The organism is Collinsella sp. LCP19S3_C9 (assembly GCF_052121575.1).
Taxonomy (GTDB): domain Bacteria; phylum Actinomycetota; class Coriobacteriia; order Coriobacteriales; family Coriobacteriaceae; genus Collinsella.
Window position 1 is genome coordinate 16,390 of record NZ_JBQKDZ010000015.1, and the last position, 21,298, is coordinate 37,687.

General features: G+C 59.0%; 12 protein-coding genes and 1 tRNA gene. 6 read left to right on the forward strand and 7 right to left on the reverse strand.

Translation table 11 applies throughout. From position 1 onward, the window contains the following. Position 1: 1 nt before the first annotated feature. From ACTQXI_RS07625 to ACTQXI_RS07655, 7 genes are all read right to left on the reverse strand, one after another. Entirely contained in the window at positions 2–1,219 is a 1,218-nt protein-coding gene (locus ACTQXI_RS07625) for a polysaccharide biosynthesis C-terminal domain-containing protein (protein ID WP_441548470.1), read from the reverse strand. A gap of 1 nt (position 1,220) precedes the next feature. Then, positions 1,221–2,291 (reverse strand): polysaccharide biosynthesis protein, encoded by a 1,071-nt coding sequence (locus tag ACTQXI_RS07630; RefSeq protein WP_441548471.1) that lies wholly within the window; start codon positions 2,289–2,291, stop codon positions 1,221–1,223. Further along, positions 2,275–4,722: a glycosyltransferase gene (locus ACTQXI_RS07635; RefSeq protein ID WP_441548472.1), complete on the reverse strand. Its 2,448-nt coding sequence runs from the start codon at positions 4,720–4,722 to the stop codon at positions 2,275–2,277. The genes ACTQXI_RS07630 and ACTQXI_RS07635 overlap by 17 nt, the downstream gene beginning before the upstream one ends. A 73-nt stretch (positions 4,723–4,795) precedes the next feature. Continuing rightward, entirely contained in the window at positions 4,796–5,341 is a 546-nt protein-coding gene (loaP, locus tag ACTQXI_RS07640) for an antiterminator LoaP (protein WP_441548473.1), read from the reverse strand. A 788-nt stretch (positions 5,342–6,129) separates the two neighbouring features. Then, positions 6,130–6,205: transfer RNA gene (locus tag ACTQXI_RS07645), tRNA-Ala, on the reverse strand. Between the two features lie 166 nt (positions 6,206–6,371). Continuing rightward, positions 6,372–7,013 (reverse strand): thiamine diphosphokinase, encoded by a 642-nt coding sequence (locus tag ACTQXI_RS07650; RefSeq protein WP_441548474.1) that lies wholly within the window; start codon positions 7,011–7,013, stop codon positions 6,372–6,374. A gap of 9 nt (positions 7,014–7,022) precedes the next feature. After that, positions 7,023–7,712 (reverse strand): HAD family hydrolase, encoded by a 690-nt coding sequence (locus ACTQXI_RS07655; RefSeq protein WP_441548475.1) that lies wholly within the window; start codon positions 7,710–7,712, stop codon positions 7,023–7,025. A 332-nt stretch (positions 7,713–8,044) separates the two neighbouring features. On the opposite strand from ACTQXI_RS07655, the gene glgB reads away from it, so the two are divergent. The 6 genes from glgB to ACTQXI_RS07685 all read left to right on the forward strand — a co-directional run bounded on the left by glgB (position 8,045) and on the right by ACTQXI_RS07685 (position 21,219). Next, positions 8,045–10,324: a 1,4-alpha-glucan branching protein GlgB gene (glgB, locus tag ACTQXI_RS07660; RefSeq protein WP_441548476.1), complete on the forward strand. Its 2,280-nt coding sequence runs from the start codon at positions 8,045–8,047 to the stop codon at positions 10,322–10,324. Positions 10,325–10,418: 94 nt separating this feature from the next. Continuing rightward, a complete protein-coding gene (locus ACTQXI_RS07665; protein ID WP_441048450.1) occupies positions 10,419–12,845 on the forward strand; it encodes a glycogen/starch/alpha-glucan phosphorylase in 2,427 nt (808 codons plus the stop codon). 105 nt (positions 12,846–12,950) lie between these two features. After that, the gene (locus ACTQXI_RS07670) at positions 12,951–14,099 is read left to right on the forward strand and encodes a glucose-1-phosphate adenylyltransferase (protein WP_154518056.1); all 1,149 of its coding nucleotides are present in this window, start codon (positions 12,951–12,953) and stop codon (positions 14,097–14,099) included. A 4-nt stretch (positions 14,100–14,103) separates the two neighbouring features. Beyond that, positions 14,104–15,231 (forward strand): glucose-1-phosphate adenylyltransferase subunit GlgD, encoded by a 1,128-nt coding sequence (gene glgD / locus ACTQXI_RS07675; protein ID WP_441548477.1) that lies wholly within the window; start codon positions 14,104–14,106, stop codon positions 15,229–15,231. Between the two features lie 90 nt (positions 15,232–15,321). Beyond that, a complete protein-coding gene (glgA, locus tag ACTQXI_RS07680) occupies positions 15,322–17,703 on the forward strand; it encodes a glycogen synthase GlgA (RefSeq protein ID WP_441548478.1) in 2,382 nt (793 codons plus the stop codon). Positions 17,704–17,922: 219 nt separating this feature from the next. After that, complete coding sequence (locus tag ACTQXI_RS07685) at positions 17,923–21,219, forward strand: 4-alpha-glucanotransferase (protein ID WP_441548479.1); 3,297 nt, start codon at positions 17,923–17,925, stop codon at positions 21,217–21,219. The last annotated feature ends 79 nt before the right edge of the window (positions 21,220–21,298 follow it).

A 21,298-nucleotide genomic window follows, 5' to 3' on the forward strand; every position in this document is an offset into this window, starting at 1 on the left:
GCTAGACCTCCTCGTAGTAGGTGTCGGGGTTCTCGGGGTCGAAGGGCTCGTTGGCCCACATGACCGTCACGAGGTCCTCGGTTTCGGACAGGTTGGTGATGGAGTGCGTGTAGCCGGGGACCATCTCGACCACGCGCATGTCGGAACCCGAGACGACATACTCGTCGACGGGGAACAGCTTGCCCTCTGAGTCCTCCCCCACCTTCCTCAACTTGATCGACGCGGTGCCGGAGACCACCAGGAACCTCTCCCACTTGCTCATGTGCCAGTGGTTGCCCTTGGTGATTCCGGGCCTCGAGACGTTGATGGAGACCTGGCCGCGCTCCGGCGTGCGCAGGAACTCGGTGAACGAGCCGCGGTCGTCGGTGTTGGGCTTCAGGCTATAGGCGAAGTTCCCCGGCTCGTAGTAGGACAGGAACGTGCTCCAGAGCTTCTTGGAAAAGGAGCCCTCCGAAAGGTCGGGCACCGAAAGCGTCTCGCGGCTGTCGCGGAAAGCGTCCAGCAGGTAGACGATCTCGCCCAGGGTCTTCACGTCGGTACCGGGGACGTAGCAGAACTCCTCGCCCTCCACCCTCTCGAGGCCCTCGTAGCCGCAGCGGTGCTCCTCGCCCAGCAGCGCACCCAGCATCTCGTCGACCAGGTCGTCGATATAGAGGAGCTCCAGCTCCACCGAGGGGTCGTTCACGGTGTAGGGGCGGCCGTTGGCGATGGCGTCGCAGAAGGTCGCCACGGCGGAGTTGTAGCGCGGGCGGCACCACTTGCCGTAGAGGTTGGGGAAGCGGTAGATGAGCACCGGCGCCCCCGTGTGCTCCGAGTACTCCCGGAACAGGCCCTCCCCCGCGAGCTTCGACTCGCCGTAGACCGAGCCCTCGAAGCGGCCCGACAGGCTCGCCTGTGCGGAGCTGGAAAGCATGACGGGGCACGTGTTCCCGTGGCGCTCGAGGGTCTCCAGCAGCGTCGAGGCGAACCCGAAGTTGCCCTCCATGAACTCGGACTGGTCCTTGGGGCGGTTGACGCCCGCCAGGTTGAAGACGAAGTCGGCGCGGGAGCAGTAGTCCTCCAGCTCGGCGGGCGCCGAGTCGAGGTCGTACTCCATGACCTCGAGGGGAAGGAGAGGCTGGTATTTGGAGCGCCGGTCCTTGCCGTCCCTTATGTTCTTCAGCGCGCAGCAGAGGTTCCTCCCGACGAAGCCCCTGGCGCCGGTGACGAGGACGCGCACCCTACTGCACCGCCTCGTGCTCGCGGCCCTCCAGGGCCAGCTGCACGTACTCGGCCGTCTTGATCTTGGCGATGGTGCCCTCCACGTCGAGCCGCTCGGTGTTGTGGCTCGTGTAGGACTCGTCTGCCTGGGTCTCCACCTCGCCGTCGACGACGAACTTGTCGTAGTTCAGGTCGCGCGAGTCGCAGGCGACGCGGTAGTAGCCGCCCATGTCCTCGGCGCGCAGGCGCTCCTCGCGGGTCATGAGGGTCTCGAAGAGCTTCTCGCCGTGGCGGGTGCCGATCACCTGGGTGCCAACGCGGCCGAAGACCTCCTGCACGGCCTCGGCGAGGTCGCCGATGGTCGACGCCGGCGCCTTCTGGATGAACAGGTCGCCGGGGTTGGCGTGCTCGAAGGCGAACTGAACCAGGTCCACGGCCTCGTCCAGGTTCATGAGGAAGCGGGTCATGTTAGGGTCGGTGACCGTGAGCGGCTCCCCTTTTCGGATGCGGTCGATGAACAGCGGGATGACGCTGCCGCGCGAGCACATGACGTTGCCGTAGCGGGTGCAGCAGATGGTGGTGCGGCCGGCGCCGTTGCGGGCGTTGGCGTAGATGATGGACTCCATCATGGCCTTGGACTTGCCCATGGCGTTGATGGGGTATGCGGCCTTGTCGGTGGAAAGGCACACTACGCGGTCCACGCCCTCGTCGATGGCAGCGTGCAGGACGTTGTCCGTGCCGATGACGTTGGTGCGCACGGCCTCCATGGGGAAGAACTCGCAGGAGGGCACCTGCTTCAGGGCGGCGGCGTGGAAGATGTAGTCCACGCCGTGCATGGCGTCCCGCACGCTCTGGGCGTTGCGGACGTCGCCGATGAAGAAGCGCACCTTGGAGGCGAGCTCGGGCGACTTCTCCTGCAGGCGGTGGCGCATGTCGTCCTGCTTCTTCTCGTCGCGGGAGAAGATGCGGATTTCCGCCAGGTCGGTGTTCATGAAGTGCTTGAGCACGGTGTTGCCGAACGATCCGGTGCCGCCCGTGATCATCAAGGTCTTGCCGGTAAATGCTCCGCCGCAGCTATTCATTTTTGCCATCCTTCATAGTCTGAAGCTCCTTCTCGAGAATCGTGTAGAAGCTGTCTTTTGCAAAATGCTCTTCGTAATAGCGCCTGCCGCGCTTACCCATCTCCTCGCGCTGGCCGGGCGTCATATCGGCAAATTGTCTGCAAATAGAGGCAAGACCCTCTGGATCCTCCGGATCGCAGCACAAGCCACATCCAGCCTCTTCGATTACATGACGGGCCTCGCCGGTCACGGTGCCCAAAATGGGCCTTCCTGCTGCCATATAGGAAGTGACTTTTCTAGGAAGCGTATAGCCAAGAATTGAATTGTTAGCAAAAGTGGCAACCATTGCGTCGCTTGAGCCATAGAACGACGGCATTTCAGCCAACGGATGGCGTCCATGGAATTCAACGCAAGAAGCTCCAATTTCACTCTTATATTTCTTAAGAGTTTCAAGCTCAGATCCCGAACCCACAACGTGCAGCGCAAATCTCGGGTCACCTTCAAGATAGTGACCGGCTTCTACAAATGTATTCACAGCCTGAGCAATTCCGACGTTGCCAGCGAACGTTAGATTTACTTTTGCGGAATCATACTCTGAACGCTTAGGAGCCTCTTCATTGAAGATATCCTCTGCATATTGCGGAAGATAGACCGTATCACGATTCATTTTTAGAACGGACTTAAAGTAGTCGCTAAAGTTTCTCGACGTAACAGCCAAAACGGTGGCCGCGTTGTAAATCTTGCGAGAAACCCGTGCATAACCTTTAAAAATGAGGGACGTACGCTTGATATTGCCAACAGTCAGACTTTCGGGCCAGAGATCTTGACACCACAAAAAAACAGGCACGTTATGCTTTTCGCCGTATGCAAGAGCGGGTCTTGCCATCATAACGGGTGAAGTCTGGAACGAAAGGACAACGTCATACTCTGCATTCATCCTAAGAGCTTCTTTAGTAGCCCTAGAGCTAAAGCTGTAGTAATTGATCACTCGCTGCCAAATTTCACGTCCACGAGGAATGATTTCAACACGTCTAATATGAACGCCGTTGCGCTCCTGACTGCCGCGAGCACCGCGCTCATAACCAGGATAGATATCGCCATCAGGATAATTTGGGGTGCCAGTGAGTACCGTAACCTCATGGCCCATGGCGGCAAGTCCCTCACAGACATCGGCAATTGCAAACGGCTCAGGCCAATAATGCTGGCTAACGGCCAAAACGCGCAGGGGGCGCTCGGTCTTAAATGAGGGGCCAGCAGACACCTTATCGACATCGACCGCACCAACAAGTGCAGATGCAATTTCGTCCTTTGTATAATCCTCGGACTCGTCAACTTCATTGATGGGAACAACTTCGTTTTCACCGGTCTCAGGATCAAATCTCCTACGCACAACAGGAACGAACATCTGCAGATACACGCCCAAAAGAATGGCGAGCGCGGCCAAGACAACAAAGATAAGCAGCTTCCAGATGAGCGGGACCTGGGTAATGATGAATGCAAACACACACAGCAAGGCAGTAATGGCATAAATAATTGCAACTAGAGCCTTTTGCCCAAAGCCACGTTTGAGAAGTCGGTGGTGAATATGCCCCTTATCGGGCGTACCGATACTAACTCCGACTCGAGAGCGACGAACAATTGCAGCAAAGGTATCCAGAATGGGGACACCGACCATAACAATCGGAGCAAGGATCATCGAGAGGGAAGTATGGCCCGTATTAAGCAACATGACGGCCAAACCCAGGGAGAATCCAAGAAGTAGCGAGCCGGAATCTCCAAGGAATATTTTAGCAGGGTTAAAATTCCAGCGTAAAAAGCCAAGCGTTGCACCGAAAAGTGCGGCAACCAAAGCGGCGGTTTCAAAACGGAAGGTCAAAACCGACATAGCAAATAGTGCAGCACTGCAAACAGCAGTAATTCCAGACGCGAGGCCATCAACGCCATCAATTAAGTTAATGATATTGGCAAAGGAGACCAAGAAAATAACCGTGAGAGGATAGGCAAAGATGCCAAGATCGAGATAACCACCGTTCAGCGGACTTGCAATTTCTCCAATAACCACGCCCGACGCAGCCGCAATGCAAGCGGCAACAATCTGCCAGAAGAACTTATTGAGGGCAGTAAGTTGAATTGCGTCGTCGACAACGCCAACGGTAAACATTGCCGCTATAGCCAAAGCCACTCCCAAAGGATTTACCCCATTGGAAGACAAAACTTGAATTGCAGAAGGCATACCAAGAGAAGGAGCAGCCAAGACCCAAATAAGGAAGGAAACTGCCATGCCAAGCATTACAGCAATGCCGCCCATACGCGGAGTGGGCTTGGTATTTACACGACGTCGGCTCGGATAATCAATCGAGCCGACCCTCCATGCAATCTTTGACGCAAGTGGCACCGTAAACAACGTCACCACCAGAGCGGTAATAAACAGCAATAGTGCAGCAGTTTTGATTTCGCCCATTAAATACATTCTCTCTTAGCCTACGTCCCCGCCCCCGGGGATCCTCCCTGTCCCGTTAAATAGTCGCCTGCAGCTAGGCGATCGCCTTTTTAAGGTTTCGCATTGCGCGCTGCTCGGCAGAAAGCACGGCAAGGCCAACGCGCGTAGTTACACGTCGACCGCATAGATCGAGCTCCAGATAAGCAGTGCTCTTGCGTCTGTTAATGGTTTTGATAAGGCCCTCGTGGCCCAGCAGCGGACCTGCCGTCACTACGACCTGGTCGCCGTCTTTTAAGGCCTCGCTCATGGGCACTACGCGGTCTCCCGCATGAGTAAAGCTGCCAATAAGCTGAACCTCTTCTTTTGCCAGCGGCACAAACTGACCGTCCTGGGAAAGCACCCGGGCAAAGTCGTCCATGCGAAGCAAGTACTGTTGCACGGTGCGGGGATCTGCCGTGTCGCAGATAAGATAACCGGGAAAGAGCGGCTTGGTCGTATTGACCCATTCGCCGTGTACTTTGATCTCGGTTTGAAATTGGGGATAAAAGAGCTCCTGAATGGTGCCAGCCGACACCACGTGCTCAATGCGCTCGCGCATTACATTTTCGCGACCATTAATGACCTGGATCACATACCACACGAGCACCACCCCCTTGCTGTCTTACGTGTGGCTCACGGGGTTTAGGTATGGCTTCGCCAGGGCGTTTGTGCGTGAAGGCGCTCCATATTCAAACCCTGAGTCCAGTTAGACAAGCGCGTGGCTCTGCCCCACCGTGAACGGTATGTATAAGTGCAGTTGCTAGAGTCGCGGACGTGTATCGCAAAATAACCGCGACCCCAGCTGGCTGCGTGCGATCCAGTCAAGCGGGAACAAAACTGAATCGCACGCAAACAGCTGTAGGGCTGCTGCGATGAGTCGTAGAATATCGAATCGAAAGAACAGCTTGCCCGTAGACAAGCACAAAGTCATTCGATGCGATACGTATGACGACGCTATTGGAGTTCGTGGTGTTTCTGGCACCGCCGTTACGGCCGGATACTGATCGACCCTGCGCTTTGCGGCTTGCTGGAGCCGTGAGCACAGTTGAACCCATGTAACGTAAAATATCCTAGCACAGCCGCTAGCCCATACGTTTTGGGGTATGTTGAGCAACATATTGTTTATTTGCCGTAGTTATGGGAGATATTGTGCCGTCTTGCACACATTACCGCAGGTTTATAGGGGTGTGTTGGTTAGTGAGCACTGCCTGAGTTGTATTACTGGCGGCGTGAATTGCTCAAACTATTATGTTTGGCTAACAAACTTTGTACAAAACGGGGAGGTAATTGCGCAACTTTTTACAGGTTGATACGCGCGTCACTTTGGTTTGTGGCGTGAACACGCATGAAAAAAGGCCTTCGGTTTTCCGAAGGCCTTTGCATTCACGATGGTGGAGACGAGGGGGATCGAACCCCTGACCTCTTGACTGCCAGTCAAGCGCTCTCCCAGCTGAGCTACGCCCCCGTGACGAGGTAGTACTATAGGGGAATGTTTTACTTGATGCAAGAGATTTTTGTTGAAACTTTTTCTTACGGGTTTTCCTGGGACGGGGCTGAATTAGCTGGTTTTGGCTTAGCCAAAACCAGCTAATTAACCCACCGTCCCAATAAAACCCTCACGCGGCGGCACCTTACTTGTAGAGGTAGGCGATTGCCGTTCCTTGGTGGACTTGGATCTTGGCCGTTTTCCTTACGACATTAGAGATGCCCGTGTCAGCTAACAGGCCTAGAGGGCTGTGGTCTAGCTCCCACTCTAGGCCGTGTTCGCTTACTACTGTCCCAGGGGCTATGGCGATGATGGAGAAGGTTTTGCCTTCGGCACCCTCGATGATCCACGACTCGCCTGCGTGAAGGATGCGGGCGACCACCTTGTCCTCGGCAATCCAAATGGGGGCATCCTCGTAGCCTGCCAGTAGCCCTAACACAGACAGGGCCATGTCGGGGCGGCCGCCGGTGGCGCAGGTCGCAACCACTTCGGCACCCGGCCAGCGACGTCGGACCGAATCGAGTGCCAACGCTAGATCGGTATAGTCCTTGTAGGGGTCGTAGCGCTCTACCTCAAAGGCCTCGGCGGCATCGACCAACGCGCGACCGGTGTCGCTCACCGTGTCGGCATCTCCTACATACACGTCGCAGCCCAGGCCGGCGCCCAGCAGCGCGTCGAGCCCGCGGTCCACGGCGACAACGTGGTCGCACTCCCCCGCTAGTCGACGCAACAGATCCGCGCTCGCCACCACCGGTGAGCCGCAAACAACTAATACCTTACAAGCCACAGCCCTCGCCTAGCCCTCAAACGCAAGCACACGGGCCAGATTCAGGTCCTCATAGCTATCGATAAAGATATCGCAGTTACCGCGAACCTCGTCGCGCTCCATACGGCCGTGCGGGTCATAAATGCCCACGCGCTTAAAGCCTGCAGTGCCAGAGCTCTTAAGGCCAAAGACGGCGTCCTCAAACACCCACGCGCGCTCAAACTGGTGACCGCGGCGCTCTTCAAGGCGGCGCAGCGCCAGCTCGTACACATCGGGGAACTGCTTGGAACGGCCCGCCTCGCCCGTCGTGGTAATAAACTCCATATAGGCGTCGAGCCCCGCACCCGCGAGTGCGGACTGCACCAGCTCGGCCGGCGTGGACGTGGCCACGCACATAGCAATGCCGGCCAATTTCGCCTGCTCCAAAAACGCCAGGAGCCCCTCGCGCGGCGGCACCTTGGAGTAGCCATCGATCAGGATGTCGCTCAGCTCGCGATACAGCTCCTCGCCATTTTCGCCAATGCCCCACGTGTCGTGGTAGGCCTGGCACTCGTCCTCGAGCGACAAATGCTCAAACTGGGCAAAATCGTCAATCGTTACATCAATGTCGTGACGGTGCAATAACTCGGGCGACGCATAGTCCCAAACGGGGGTGCTATTTACCAGTGTGCCGTCGCAATCAAAAATAAAAGCAACATTAGAGGCGGCTGTGTGGTTCATTCGCAAACCTTTCAATGTCAAATGGTAAACAACCTGCTAAAAACGTTTTACCAAACGTAAATCTAAATATCTTGAAAACCCTAATTGGTAAAACTGTCAAGAGTTTTACCATCGCAATTCTGTCAGTGGCATAAACATGGCGCTCACCGATTAAACGCCACCGTAAATCCACTTTCGTCCATAAAAGTAACGGACAGGTGTTATTGTGGTTTTTGCCGAAAGTTCCACCGTGCACGCGAGGTGGGACGACTCATAGAGCTATCGCCGTCCCTTCGATTCGTGCAGCCTTGGACCTTTCGCATCTAGTCACCAAGGCAACACGCTGCCGCGTCATGATGGGATCAAACGTGAGCGATACAAAGCTAAAGCCAGCAACCAAAAAGCCCGCTACCCGTAAAGCCGCCCCGCACGCACCGGAGCTCACCAAGGACGATGTCTATCTGTTTGGCATTGGAATGTGGGAGCGCAGCTGGGAAAAGATGGGCGCGCATCCCGACACGCAGCAGCGCACGCGCGGCTGGCGTTTTTGCGTTTGGGCGCCCGACGTTAAGAGCGTCCACGTTATCGGTGAATTTAACAATTGGGACGAACAAGCCAACCCGCTGGTGCCCGTACACACGAGCGCTATCTGGGAAGGCTTTATTCCTGGCGCCGAGCAGGGCCAGCTCTATAAATACCTCATCGAGACCAACGAGGGCGAAAAGCTCTACAAGGCCGATCCGTACGCCTTTAAGGCCGAGTGCCCTCCGGGAACGGCGAGCGTGCTGTGGACCCTCGATGGCTACCAGTGGAACGACGCCGCGTGGCTCAAGCGCCGCGCCGGCCACAACCACATGTCGCAGCCGCTCAACATCTACGAGGTGCATATTGGCTCGTGGAAGCGCCACGGAGACGAGCCACAGGGCGAGCCGGACGAGTACGGCAACTACCCCGGCCCCATGGACCCCTTCCCTGCGCAGCGCGGCGAGTTTTACACCTATGATGACCTGTCGGTGGAGCTCGTGGACTACGTGCGCGATATGGGCTACACGCATATCGAGGTCATGCCGCTTATGGAGCACCCCTTCGATGGCTCCTGGGGCTACCAGACGACCGGCTACTTTGCCGCCACGTCGCGCTACGGCAACCCGCAGCAGCTCATGCACTTTATCGATGCGTGCCACGAGGCGGGCATCGGCGTGATCATGGACTGGGTACCCGGCGGTTTTTGCGCCGACTCCCACGGCCTTGCCACCTTTAACGGCCACATGCTGTTTGAGCACGAGATTCACCCCAACTGGGGCACGCACAAGTTTGACTTCGCCCGCGGCGAGGTCCGCTCCTTCTTGGTCTCCAACGTGCTGTACTGGATCGAGAACTTCCATGTGGACGGCATTCGCATGGACGGCGTGTCCAGCATGCTGTACCTCAACTTTGGCATTGACGATCCTGGCCAAAAGAAGTTCAACAAGTACGGTACCGAGGAGGACCTGGACGCCAGCGCGTTTATCCGTCAGGTCAACTGCGCTGTTGAGGCGCACTACCCCGACGTGATGATGATGGCCGAGGAGTCCACCGCGTGGCCGCTTGTGACCTATCCGCCGCAGGACGGCGGCCTGGGCTTCCACTACAAGTGGGACATGGGCTGGATGAACGACACCCTGCACTACATGCAGACCGATTTTCCGTGGCGCCCCGGCAACCATGGCTTGCTCACGTTCTCCATCATGTACGCCTTTACTGAGAACTTTATCTGCCCGCTGAGCCACGACGAGGTCGTGCACGGCAAGTGCTCGCTCATCGGCCGCATGCCGGGTGACTGGTGGCGCCAGTTTGCCGGCCTGCGTACGCTCGCCTTCTACCAGATGACGCACCCCGGTGCCAAGCTCAACTTTATGGGCAACGAGATCGGCCAGTTTATCGAGTGGCGCTACTACGAATCTATTCAGTGGTTCTTGACCGAGCAGTATGAGACCCATGCACACCATCAGGCGTTCATTAAGGCGCTCAACCACCTGTATACCGCCGAGCCCGCCCTGTACGAGCGCGGCTACAACGACGACGGCTTTACCTGGATCGACGCGGACAACTCCAAGCAGTCCATCGTGAGCTTTGTGCGTCAGGGCGAAAACGTCGATGACGACCTCGTGATCCTGATCAACTTTGACCCGGCGGCCTACGAGAGCTTCCGTGTGGGCGTGCCGCGTGAGGGCGACTGGGAGGTCATCTTTGACTCCGACCGTCCCGAGTTTGGCGGCAGCGGCTATGCTGGCGAGGAGCCCTACACCTGCTCGAGCGAGCCCTATCCCTGGAACGGGCAGATGGACTCTATCGTGATTAAGGTGCCCAGCCTGGCAGGCGTGGTGCTTAAGCGTCGCGGCCCCAGCAGCTATAAGCCGCCCGTGGTCGAGGAGCCCAAGAAGGCGACCCGCAAGCGTGCGTCCTCGGTAAAGCCCAAGCCAGCGGCCGCCAAGAAGGCCCCGGCCAAGGCGAAGGCTGCGACGACCAAGGCCAAGGCTAAGGCCGCCGCAAAGCCCGCTGCCAAGGCTACCGCGACCAAGAAGCCTGCTGCCAAAAAGGCCGCTACCAAAGCCAAGTCTGCTTCTGTTAAGTCATCACCTAAGGATGCGTAACAAAGCCGTTACAGCTGTAATTACCCGCCCCAGCGGGGCGTAGGATACAAGTCACAACCGTTCCGGGAGAAACATCCCCGGGGGAAAGGAACGTATGAATAAGATCTTCGACAACAAGCAGGAGTTTACCGAGCTCTATCGCGATGCCGTCATGAGCATTAGCGGCAAGAGCGTCGAGGCAGCCAGCGATCTGGATCGCTTTAACGCTCTGGCCAAGCTCGTGGCCGAGAAGGCCCGCACCGTTGCCACCAAGAGCGACGCCCGCGCCACCGCCGAGGGCAAGAAGCGCGTGTACTACTTCTCGATCGAGTTTTTGATCGGCCGCCTGCTCGACAACTACCTGCTCAACTTTGGCGTGCGCGACATGGTCGCCGAGGCGCTCGACGATATGGGTCTTGACCTGTCCGTCATCGAGAGCCAGGAGCCCGATCCGGCGCTGGGCAACGGTGGCCTGGGTCGTCTGGCCGCATGCTTCCTGGATTCCATGGCAGCCGAGGGCATTGCCGGCTACGGCAACGGCATGCGCTACCGCTACGGCCTGTTTAAACAGGAGATCGTCAACGGCAGCCAGGTCGAAACCACCGACGAGTGGCTTACCAACGGCTATCCCTGGGAGGTCCGTCGTCAGGACAAGGCCGTGACCATTAAGTTTGGTGGCCGCGTCGAGGGCTTTGAGGAGAACGGCCGCACGTTCTATCGAACCGTGGACACGCAGGACATCCTGGCCGTCCCTTACGACATCCCCGTGGTGGGCTATGCCGGCGAGACCGTCAACAAGCTGCGCGTCTGGGCCGCTGAGCCGGTCGAGGAGCACTTTGACCTTGAGGCCTTCAACCGCGGCGACTACGCCCTGGCCGACGCCGAGCGCGCCGAGGCCGAGGCCATCAGCGCCATCCTCTACCCCAACGACGCCGGCGAGCACGGCCGTCTGCTTCGTCTGAAGCAGGAATACCTGTTTGTCTCGGCCGGTATCTACAGCCTGCTCGACACCTTTGAGAAGGAGCACGGCGCGAACTGGGAGCTGCTGCCGCAGTTTGTGGCCATCCACACCAACGATACGCACCCCGCCATGTGCGGCCCCGAGCTCATGCGCATCCTCATCGACGAGAAGAAGCTCGAGTGGGATGACGCCTGGAACATCGTGACGCAGGTCGTGAGTTACACCAACCACACCATCCTGCCCGAGGCCCTGGAGAAGTGGCCCATCGGCACGTTCTCCAAGCTCCTCCCCCGTGTGTACCAGATCATCGACGAAATCAGCCGTCGTTGGCATGAGTCGTTCGATACGACGCAGGAGGGCTGGCAGGAGCGTCTGCGCCAGACCGCCATCCTATGGGACGGCGAGGTTCGCATGGCCAACCTGTCCGTGATCTGCAGCCACAGCGTCAACGGCGTGGCCAAGATTCACTCCGATATCATCAAGAACAATGTGCTCAAGGACTTCTATGCCTTAACGCCCGAGAAGTTCAACAACAAGACCAACGGCATCTCGCACCGTCGCTTCTTTGCCGAGGCCAACCCCACCTACGCCAAGCTCGTGACCGAGGCCATTGGCGACGGCTGGCTGAAGGACGCCTTTGAGCTGGAGAAACTTAAAGGTTTTCAGAACGACACCGAGTTCCTGAAGGCCGTGGGTGCCTCCAAGCGCACCAACAAGGAGCGTCTTGCCGCCTACGTTAAGGCAGAGACCGGTCTGGTTATTGACCCCAACACCGTCTTCGATGTTCAGGTAAAGCGTTTTCATGCCTACAAGCGCCAGCTCATGAACATCATGAAGGTGATGGACATCTACAACCGTCGCATCGCCAATCCCAACTTCCACGTGACACCGACGACCTTTATCTTTAGCGGCAAGGCTGCCTCGAGCTACACCTTTGCCAAGGAGACCATCCGCCTGATCAACTCGGTGGCCGAGGTCATCAACAACGACCCGCGCGTCAACGAAGTCATGAAGGTCTGCTTTATCCCCAACTTCCGCGTGAGCAACGCCCAGCTCATCTACCCTGCCGCCGAGATTTCGGAGCAGATTTCCACGGCTGGCAAGGAGGCCTCGGGCACGTCCAACATGAAGCTCATGATGAACGGCGCCATTACGCTGGGCACCCTCGACGGCGCCAACATCGAAATCGCCGATTTGGCCGGCCGCGAGAACGAGGCGATCTTTGGCCTGACCGCTCCCGAGGTCGAGCAGCTCTGGGCATCGAACAGCTACTTTGCGTGGGATACGCTCAACAATGATCGCGAACGTCTGGGCCGCGTGATGGATGAGCTCAAGGACAACACGTTTGCCGGCCTTTCGGGCAACTTTGAGAGCATCTACAACGAGCTTATGAACAACAACGACCCCGACCTGGTCATGGCGGACTTCCGCAGCTACGTGGATGCATGGGAGAAGCTCACGGGCAGCTATGGCGACCAGGAGACCTGGAACCGCAAGGCGCTGCTCAACACCGCCTCGAGCGGCTGGTTCTCGAGCGACCGCACCATTCGCGAGTACCGCGACGAGATCTGGCACGCTTAAAGGCCGCGAGTTCCCTTTGCCGCACGGCATTACTCGACGGGCGCGACCGAGCGCCGCGCCCGTCGCTAATGGGTTTAGGAACATCGATGACAGAAGGAGAAACCGATGAGTAAGAAAGAATGCATCGCGATGCTCCTCGCAGGAGGACAGGGAAGCCGATTGGGGGCACTCACCCAAAAGATCGCTAAACCGGCGGTTAGCTTTGGTGGCAAGTTCCGCATTATCGACTTTTCGCTGTCCAACTGCTCCAATTCGGGCATCGACACGGTGGGCGTTCTGACGCAGTATCGTCCCTATCTGCTGCATGCCTACGTGGGCTCTGGCGAGGCGTGGGATCTGGACAGCCGCGACGGTGGCGTTTCGATCCTGCCGCCGTACGAGACGCAAACCGGTGGCGCATGGTATGCGGGCACGGCCGACGCCATCACGCAGAACCTCGACTACATCAAGTCCAACGACCCCAAGTACGTCCTGATTCTTTCGGGCGATCATCTGTATCGCATGGACTACCGCAAGATGCTCAAGACGCACATTGAGAACAACGCCGACCTCACGGTGAGCGTTATGCCCGTGCCGTGGGAGGAGGCCAGCCGCTTTGGCATCCTGACCACCGACCCCGAGGACGGCCGCATCACCAAGTTCACGGAGAAGCCCGAGAAGCCCGATTCGAACCTCGCGTCCATGGGCATCTACATCTTCTCGGCCGACGTGCTGGTCAAGGCGCTCGAGGAGGACGCTCTGGACCAGCGCTCGAGCCACGACTTTGGCAAGGACATCATCCCCAAGCTGCTCGGCGAGGACAAGCGCCTGTACAGCTACGAGTTCCACGGCTTTTGGAAGGATGTTGGCACCATCGCCAGCTTCCACGAGACCTCGATGGACCTGCTGGGCAACAACCCCGAGTTCGATCTGTTTGACAAGAGCTTCCCCATCATGTCCAACATCACCACGCGTCCGCCGCACTACATTGGCCCGGACGGTCGCCTGGACGACTGCCTGGTCTCCAATGGCTGCAAGATCTACGGCACCGCTCGCCACTCGATCCTTTCGACCGATGTCATCATCGAGGAGCGCGCCGTGGTCGAGGACTCCGTGCTGCTGCCGGGTGCGCACGTTAAGAGCGGCGCGCACATTTGCCGCGCTATTTTGGGCGAGAACTCCACGGTCGAAGAGGGCGTGAAGCTCGGCTCTGTCGATACCACCAAGGATACGGCCGTCGTTGGAAATGACGTCGTTGTCGGGAAGGGGGAATGATCCGATGATCAATCGCAAGGCCATCGGCTATATCACCGCTAACTACTCTTCGACCTACGGCAGCGTGCTGCTCAAGGATCGCCCCATCGCGTCCGTTCCGTTTTTGGGCCGCTACCGCCTGATCGACTTTCCGCTGTCCAACATGATGAATGCCGGCATTAAGACCGTCGGCGTTGTCATGCCGGGCAACTACCGCTCGCTGATCGACCACGTGGGCTCGGGCAAGGACTGGGGCCTGGACCGCAAGAACGGCGGCCTGTTCATGGTGCCCGGCAACGCGTATGGCACCACCAAGGGCGGCATGCGCTTCTTGCTCCGCGACATCATCTCCAACAAGACGCTGTTCCAGCGCTCGGACAAGCCCTATGTTGTGATGATGGGCACCAACGTCATCTTTAACATGGACCTCAACACCATCATCGAGGCGCACGAGAAATCCGGTGCCCAGATGACCGTGGTGTACTGCAAGGCCACGCACAACATCGAAGACGAGACCAAGCTCGATATCAACGAGAACGGCCGCCTGACGGGCGTGAGCGCCGGCGTCGCGTACGGCGACAACGCCTCTATGGACTGCTGCATCGTCAACCGCGAGACGCTGCTCGAGATCATCGACCACTACCAGGCCGCCGACTATCTGGACCTGCTCGAGGCACTCCAGGGCGACTTTGGCAACATCGACGTGTGCAGCTACAAGTACAAGGGCGAGGTCGTGGGCGTGTTTAGCGAGAAGTCGCTGTACCGTCGCAGCATGGACCTGCTCGACCAGACCGTGGCCGATCAGCTCTTTGACCCCGAGCGCCCGATCCTGACCAAGGCCCACGACGTGCCGCCTTCGCGTTACGCGACCGGCAGCCACGCCTGCAACTCGATCATCTCGGCCGGCTGCATCATCAAGGGCACCGTGCGCAACTCGATCCTGTCGCGCGGCGTTGTGATCGAGGAAGGCGCCTCGGTGACCAACTCGATCATCAACCAGAGCTGCATCATCAAGAGCGGCGCCCGTGTTGAGAACGCCATCCTGGACAAGAACAACGTGGTTCCCACCAACACCGAGCTTCGCGGTACGCCCGAGAACATCCTGGTGCTGGGCAAGGCTCCGTTAACTTCCGATACCACCATCGCTCGTTAACGTTGGCACCACATAATCGCACGTAACTTGTAGAATAGTCGCCCGGTTAGCGCCAGGCGACTATTCTCGAATTGCAACATGGGAGACATAATGGCACAAACCAGCAAAAAGATGCAGATCGTGTTTGCCTCGGCAGAGTGCGCGCCGTTTGTTAAGACCGGTGGCTTGGGTGACGTGGCGGGTTCGCTGCCTGCGGCACTCGTGCGCGCTGGCGCCGAAGTCATTGTGATGGTGCCCAAGTACGCCACCATCAAGGACGAGTACAAGGCGCAGATGGAGCACTTTGCCGACTTTTACGTGAGCCTGAGCTGGCGCAACGAGTACTGCGGGTTGGAGAAGCTCGAGCACGACGGCGTCACCTATATGTTCGTGGACAACGAGCACTACTTTGCGCGCGACTATCCCTACGGCTTCTTTGACGACGGCGAGCGCTTCGCGTTTTTCTCCAAGGCCATCACCGAGAGCCTGCAGCACCTGCCCGAAGGCTTTGAGTGCGACATCCTGCACTGCAACGACTGGCAGACGGCGCTGGCGCCCGTGTTCTTGCGAGAGTTCTACCAAGGCCTGCCGCTGTACGACCGCGTCAAGACCGTGTTCTCGATCCACAATGTGGCGTTCCAGGGCCAGTTTAGCGACACCGTGATGGAAGACATACTGGGTATGGCGCATATTCCGGCAGCCGCCACGCAGTTGCGCTGTGACGCCTGCAGCATTAACTATATGCTGGGCGCGCTGCACTATGCCGATGCCATCACCACGGTGAGCCCCACCTATGCGAGCGAGATCCAGACGCCCGAGTTTGGCGAGGGCCTGGACGGCGTGCTGCGCGAGCGTTCGTACGCTCTGCAGGGTATCCTCAACGGCATTGACGTTGTGGGTTTTGATCCGGCGACCGACAAGCGCATTGCCGCCAACTACACGGTTGATGACCGTGCGGGGAAGGCCGTATGCAAGGCCAAACTGCAGGAGGAGTTGGGGCTCGAGATTCGCGACGACCGCCCGCTTATGGTGATGGTCACGCGCCTGACGCGACAGAAGGGCATGGACCTGGTCATGTACGCGCTCGACCGCATCCTGTCCGGTGGCGTTCAGGTGGCCGTGCTGGGCACCGGCGACCGCGACTACGAGGACGGACTGCGCTACTTCCAGGGCAAATACCCCGGCACCATGGCGGCGCGTATCGAGTTTGACCCGGCGCTTTCGCAGCGCATGTACGCCGCCGCCGATATGTTCCTGATGCCTTCGAAGTTTGAGCCCTGTGGCCTGTCACAGATCATCGCCATGCGCTACGGCACCCTGCCCATTGTGCGCGAGACCGGTGGCCTGAAGGACACCGTGCAACCGTACAACGAGTTTACCGGCGAGGGCACGGGCTTCTCATTTAGTCACTTTAACGGCGACGAGATGGGTGACGCGGTGTTCCGCGCGGCTCGCCTGTTCTGGGATAACCGCAAGGCCTGGGATCAGCTGGTCACGCAGGCCATGAGCCAGGACTTTAGCTGGACACGTTCGGCCGATAAGTATCTGGACCTGTACTTCTTTATGCATCCAGAGATTGAGAGGCCGGTGGCAGTGGAAGCTGCTGTGGCTGTGGAGGAGCCGGTTGCCGCTGAGGCCGAGCCTGCGGCACCCGTTAAGGAGCCCGCTGCTGCCGAGGAGCCCAAGGCCGAGGAGCCCAAGGCCGAGGAGCCCAAGGCCGAGGAACCCAAGGCCGAGGAGAAGCCGGCTGACGATGGCGAGGTAAAGCCCACGGCGAAGCCTGCCGCCAAGAAGACGACGACCCGCAAGACAACGGCTAAGAAGGCCACGACCACGAAGGCCGCTACGAGCAAGACCACCGCTGCCAAGGCAACCACCACGCGCAAGCGTACGACCGCCGCTGCCAAGAAGGCCGTCGAAGCCGAGGCCGCTCCCGAGGTAAAGGCCGAGGCCACCGCTGAGGCTACCATTGCCGAGGCTAAGACCGCGGCAAAGGCTCCGGCCAAGACCGCTGTCAAGAAGACGACCGCGACCAAGACCGCGACCAAGACCGCGACCGCCAAGAAGGCCACGGCTACGAAGTCGCCGGCGACCAAGGCTGCTACGACGAAGGCCACCGCGAAGACGGCCCCGAAGGCTGCTGCAAAGCCCGCCGTCAAGGTCGAGGAGGCACCCTCCGAGCCCAAGGCCAAGGCAACGGTCGAGGCAAAGCCGGCCGCCAAGACCACCACACGCAAGCGCGCCACGACAACGGCCAAAAAGGCTACGACCAAGACAGCCGCTCCCAAGGCAGAGGCTAAAGCCAAGGACAAACCCGCAGTAGAGGCCGAGCCGGAACCGAAGGCCGCCGAGGTCAAGACCGCTCCGAAGGCTACGGCAAAAACCGAACCCGCCAAGAAGGCCCCGGTCTCCCCCGCCGCTCCAGCCGAGGAAAAGGCTCCGACCAAGAAGACCTCCGTCCGCAAGGCAACGGCCACCCGCAAGCGCCACTAGCCCACAGACGATCTAAAACCTAATAAAAACCCTAAACAAGGGGCGCTCCAACCGGGCGCCCCTACTCTGTAGATAGTTGGTAAAACGATTTTCTAGGACAACCGTTCGCCGATAGTAAGCGACTGTAGTTTATACAACTAAAGTGCAACGGATATACTTATGCACTGTGCGTTAAGCCCATGACCCGCTGGCCATGATTGTATAGAACTGGACCGTACTATGAGATTGATACACAACAGCCGCCTGACGCAGTTTCGCACTCCTTTTGGCGCTGTGACCACTGGAACTTCCGTTTCGCTTTCGGTGATTTTGGAGGATGCCGACCCCAACCAGGCAACGCTCACCCTGCGCACCTGGGTCGACGGCATCGGAGAGACCTTGATCCCCATGGAGCACAAGGGCGATGGCATCTTTACCGGTGAGCTCAACTGCGCCGAGCCCTGTCTTGTATGGTACAGCTTTATATGCAATATCGAAGGCCAGTCCGAGGTCCGTTTGGGTGCGCCGCAGGGTCGCACCGGCGGCGAGGGCGTTGTATACAACTACGCCGAGGTTCCGTCCTTCCAGATTACCGTCTACAAGCACCGCGAGAACCGTCCCACCTGGTACGAGCACGGCATGGTCTACCAGATCTTCCCCGACCGCTACGCCCGCGACGAAAACTGGCGCGAACGCACGCTGGCTGAGGTCGAAAAACCGCGTAAGGGAATCCAGCGTCGCATGGTCGAGGACTGGAACGAGCCGCCCGTGTACGAGCGTGCCGAGGACGGATCCATCAAGACCTGGGATTTTTACGGCGGCTCTCTCAAGGGTATCCAAAATGACCTGCCCCGCATCGCCGAGCTGGGCTTTACGGCCATCTACCTCAACCCGATCTTTGAGGCCGCGAGCAACCACCGCTACGACACGGCCGATTACACCAAGATCGACCCGATTCTGGGAACCGAGCAAGACTTTACGGAGCTATGCGAGGCGGCCGAGAAGCTCGGCATTTCCATCATCCTGGACGGCGTCTTCAACCATACGGGCGACGACTCGATCTACTTTAACCGCTACGGCAACTATCCCGGCGTCGGCGCGTGGCAGAGCGAGGACTCCCCGTGGCGCGATGCGTTTACCTTCCACGAGGACGGCACGTATGACTGCTGGTGGGGCGTGCGCAATATGCCCGCCCTCAACGAGAATTCCGAGCTCGTGCGTAAAAAGCTTCTGGGCAAGGACGGCGTCATTCGCAAGTGGCTGCGCGCCGGTGCCCACGGCTGGCGACTCGATGTGGCCGACGAGCTTTCCGATGACTTCCTGGCCGATATCAAGGCCGCCGTGCTCGAAGAGAAGCCCGATGCGCTGCTGCTCGGCGAAGTCTGGGAGGACGCCTCCAACAAGATCAGCTATGGCCATCTGCGCCGTTATCTGCAGGGCTCCGAACTCGATTCCGCCATGGACTACCCCTTCCGCGACATGGTCATCGGCTTTTTGATGGGCTACAGAGATGCCTATCAGGCTGCCGAGGACATCGAGACACTGCGCGAGAACTACCCGCGCGAGGCACTGGCCTGCGCGCTCAATCTGCTTTCGAGCCACGACCGTCCGCGCATTATCTCGGTGCTCGGCGGTGGTCCCGACGAGTCGCAGCTACCCGAGAGCGAGCGTAGCAAATGGCGCTTGGACGAGAACTCCATGGACCTGGCCAAGAGGCGCTTTTGGTTGGCGACGCTCATGCAGATGACCTTCCCCGGCGTGCCCTCGATCTATTATGGCGATGAGTACGGCCTGGAGGGCCTCACCGATCCGGGCAACCGCCGTACCCTGCCGACAAAGGACCAGCTCCACGATTTCGATACGTTGGCCATCGTGAAGAACGCATCCGCCCTGCGCCGCGCGTTGCCTTTTATGGTTGACGGCGAGATCAAGGCCTTCGCGCTTAACGACGACGTCCTAGCCTACACCCGCACGGGCAAAGACGGCGAGGCTGCGACTGTTATCACCAACCGCAGCCTGCGCAATTCGCACCGCGTGACGATTCCGGCGCTCGGTGAATGTGCGAGCGACGTGATCAGCGGCCACGAGTGCGAGATCCACAACGGTACGGTCACGCTCGATCTGTACCCGCTGGGCTCTTCGATCATCTATCACCATGCCGAGAGGCGCCTGCAAGAGCCGCTCGATCATGGCGCGGGCGTCGTGTGCCACATCACCTCGGTTCCGACTGACGATGGCAAGCCGGGTACGATCGGCGCACCCACGCGCCGCTTTATCGACCACCTGGCCGCCATGGGCATGCGCTACTGGCAGGTCCTGCCCGTCAACCCGACGGATTTCTTCCGCTCCCCCTATGCCGGACCCTCGGCTTTTGCGGGTAACATCGACCTGCTGCCCGAGAGTCACGAGGAGCTGGCCGCCGACTTCGCTTCTTGGAAGGCCCACGGTGGCGAAGATGCCGACCCGCTGTACACCGCGTTTAAACATCGCAATGCCGATTGGCTCGAGAAGTACTGCGTCTACATGGCCGTTAAGAAATACTTTGAGGGCGAGTCGCGCCACGATTGGCCGGCAGATGTCGCGCGCTACAACGAGCATCTGATCGACGACAAGCGCTTCCACGACGAGGCCGAGCTTCAGGCCTACATGCAGTACCGCTTTGACCTGGCTTGGTGCGAGCTCATGAACTATGCGCACAAGAAGGGCATCGAGGTCATCGGCGATATCCCGATGTATGTATCGGACGATTCGGCAGATGCGTGGAGCGAGCCCGAGAACTTCTGGCTGTCCGATACCGGCAAGGCAATCGAGATCTCCGGTGCGCCGCCCGACAACTTTGCGCCCGAAGGTCAGGTGTGGGGCAACCCCACCTTCCGCTGGGATCACATGAAGGAGAGCGGCTATCGCTGGTGGCTCGATCGCCTGCGCCGAGCGTTCGCGCTCTACGACCGCGTGCGCCTGGACCACTTCCTGGGCTTCCACAACTACTTTAGCATTCCCGCTGGCAAAGCCTGTGCCGACGGCCGCTGGCTTGCTGGTCCGGGCAAGGATCTGTTCCAGACCGCCTACGACGAGCTGGGTCCGCTCAATTTTATTGCCGAGGATCTGGGCTATCTGACGCCTGGCGTTCGCGCTATGGCTTCGACCTGCGGTTTTCCCGGCATGGACGTACTGGAGTTTAGTGACTACGACGTTCGCTGCCGAATTCATCCCACGCCGGGCAAAATCCTGTACACCTCGACGCACGACACTTCGACGCTCGCTGGCTGGTGCACGCGCTCCTTTGCAGGCGGCGACGAGCCGAGCGGTGTTGAGATGGCGGCCAAGCTGATGGGCGACGCGCTCGCAAGCGACGCCCCCCTGGTGATGATGCCGCTGCAGGATGTGCTTGGGCTGGGGGACGACGCACGTATGAACGTGCCGGGTGTAGCCACAGGCAACTGGACGTGGCAGGCACAAGAGGCAGACGTTGCGGAGGCCGAAGAGAAAACTGCGAAGCTCCTGCGCAGCACCCATAGATTCTGGGGCGAAGCGTGATAAAACCCCCGATATGGGGTACAGTTACAGCTGTTTGAATTTTTGCGGGCAGAGCGATCTGCCCGCTTTGTGCTGAAAA

Excerpts from the sequence above, each read along its gene's own strand:
- ACTQXI_RS07630 (WP_441548471.1), bottom strand. The coding sequence starts at position 2,291 with ATGGCAAAAATGAATAGCTGCGGCGGAGCATTTACCGGCAAGACCTTG.
- ACTQXI_RS07635 (WP_441548472.1), bottom strand. The coding sequence starts at position 4,722 with ATGGGCGAAATCAAAACTGCTGCACTATTGCTGTTTATTACCGCTCTG.
- ACTQXI_RS07655 (WP_441548475.1), bottom strand. The coding sequence starts at position 7,712 with ATGAACCACACAGCCGCCTCTAATGTTGCTTTTATTTTTGATTGCGAC.
- glgB (WP_441548476.1), top strand. The coding sequence starts at position 8,045 with ATGATGGGATCAAACGTGAGCGATACAAAGCTAAAGCCAGCAACCAAA.
- ACTQXI_RS07665 (WP_441048450.1), top strand. The coding sequence starts at position 10,419 with ATGAATAAGATCTTCGACAACAAGCAGGAGTTTACCGAGCTCTATCGC.
- ACTQXI_RS07670 (WP_154518056.1), top strand. The coding sequence starts at position 12,951 with ATGAGTAAGAAAGAATGCATCGCGATGCTCCTCGCAGGAGGACAGGGA.
- glgD (WP_441548477.1), top strand. The coding sequence starts at position 14,104 with ATGATCAATCGCAAGGCCATCGGCTATATCACCGCTAACTACTCTTCG.
- glgA (WP_441548478.1), top strand. The coding sequence starts at position 15,322 with ATGGCACAAACCAGCAAAAAGATGCAGATCGTGTTTGCCTCGGCAGAG.
- ACTQXI_RS07685 (WP_441548479.1), top strand. The coding sequence starts at position 17,923 with ATGAGATTGATACACAACAGCCGCCTGACGCAGTTTCGCACTCCTTTT.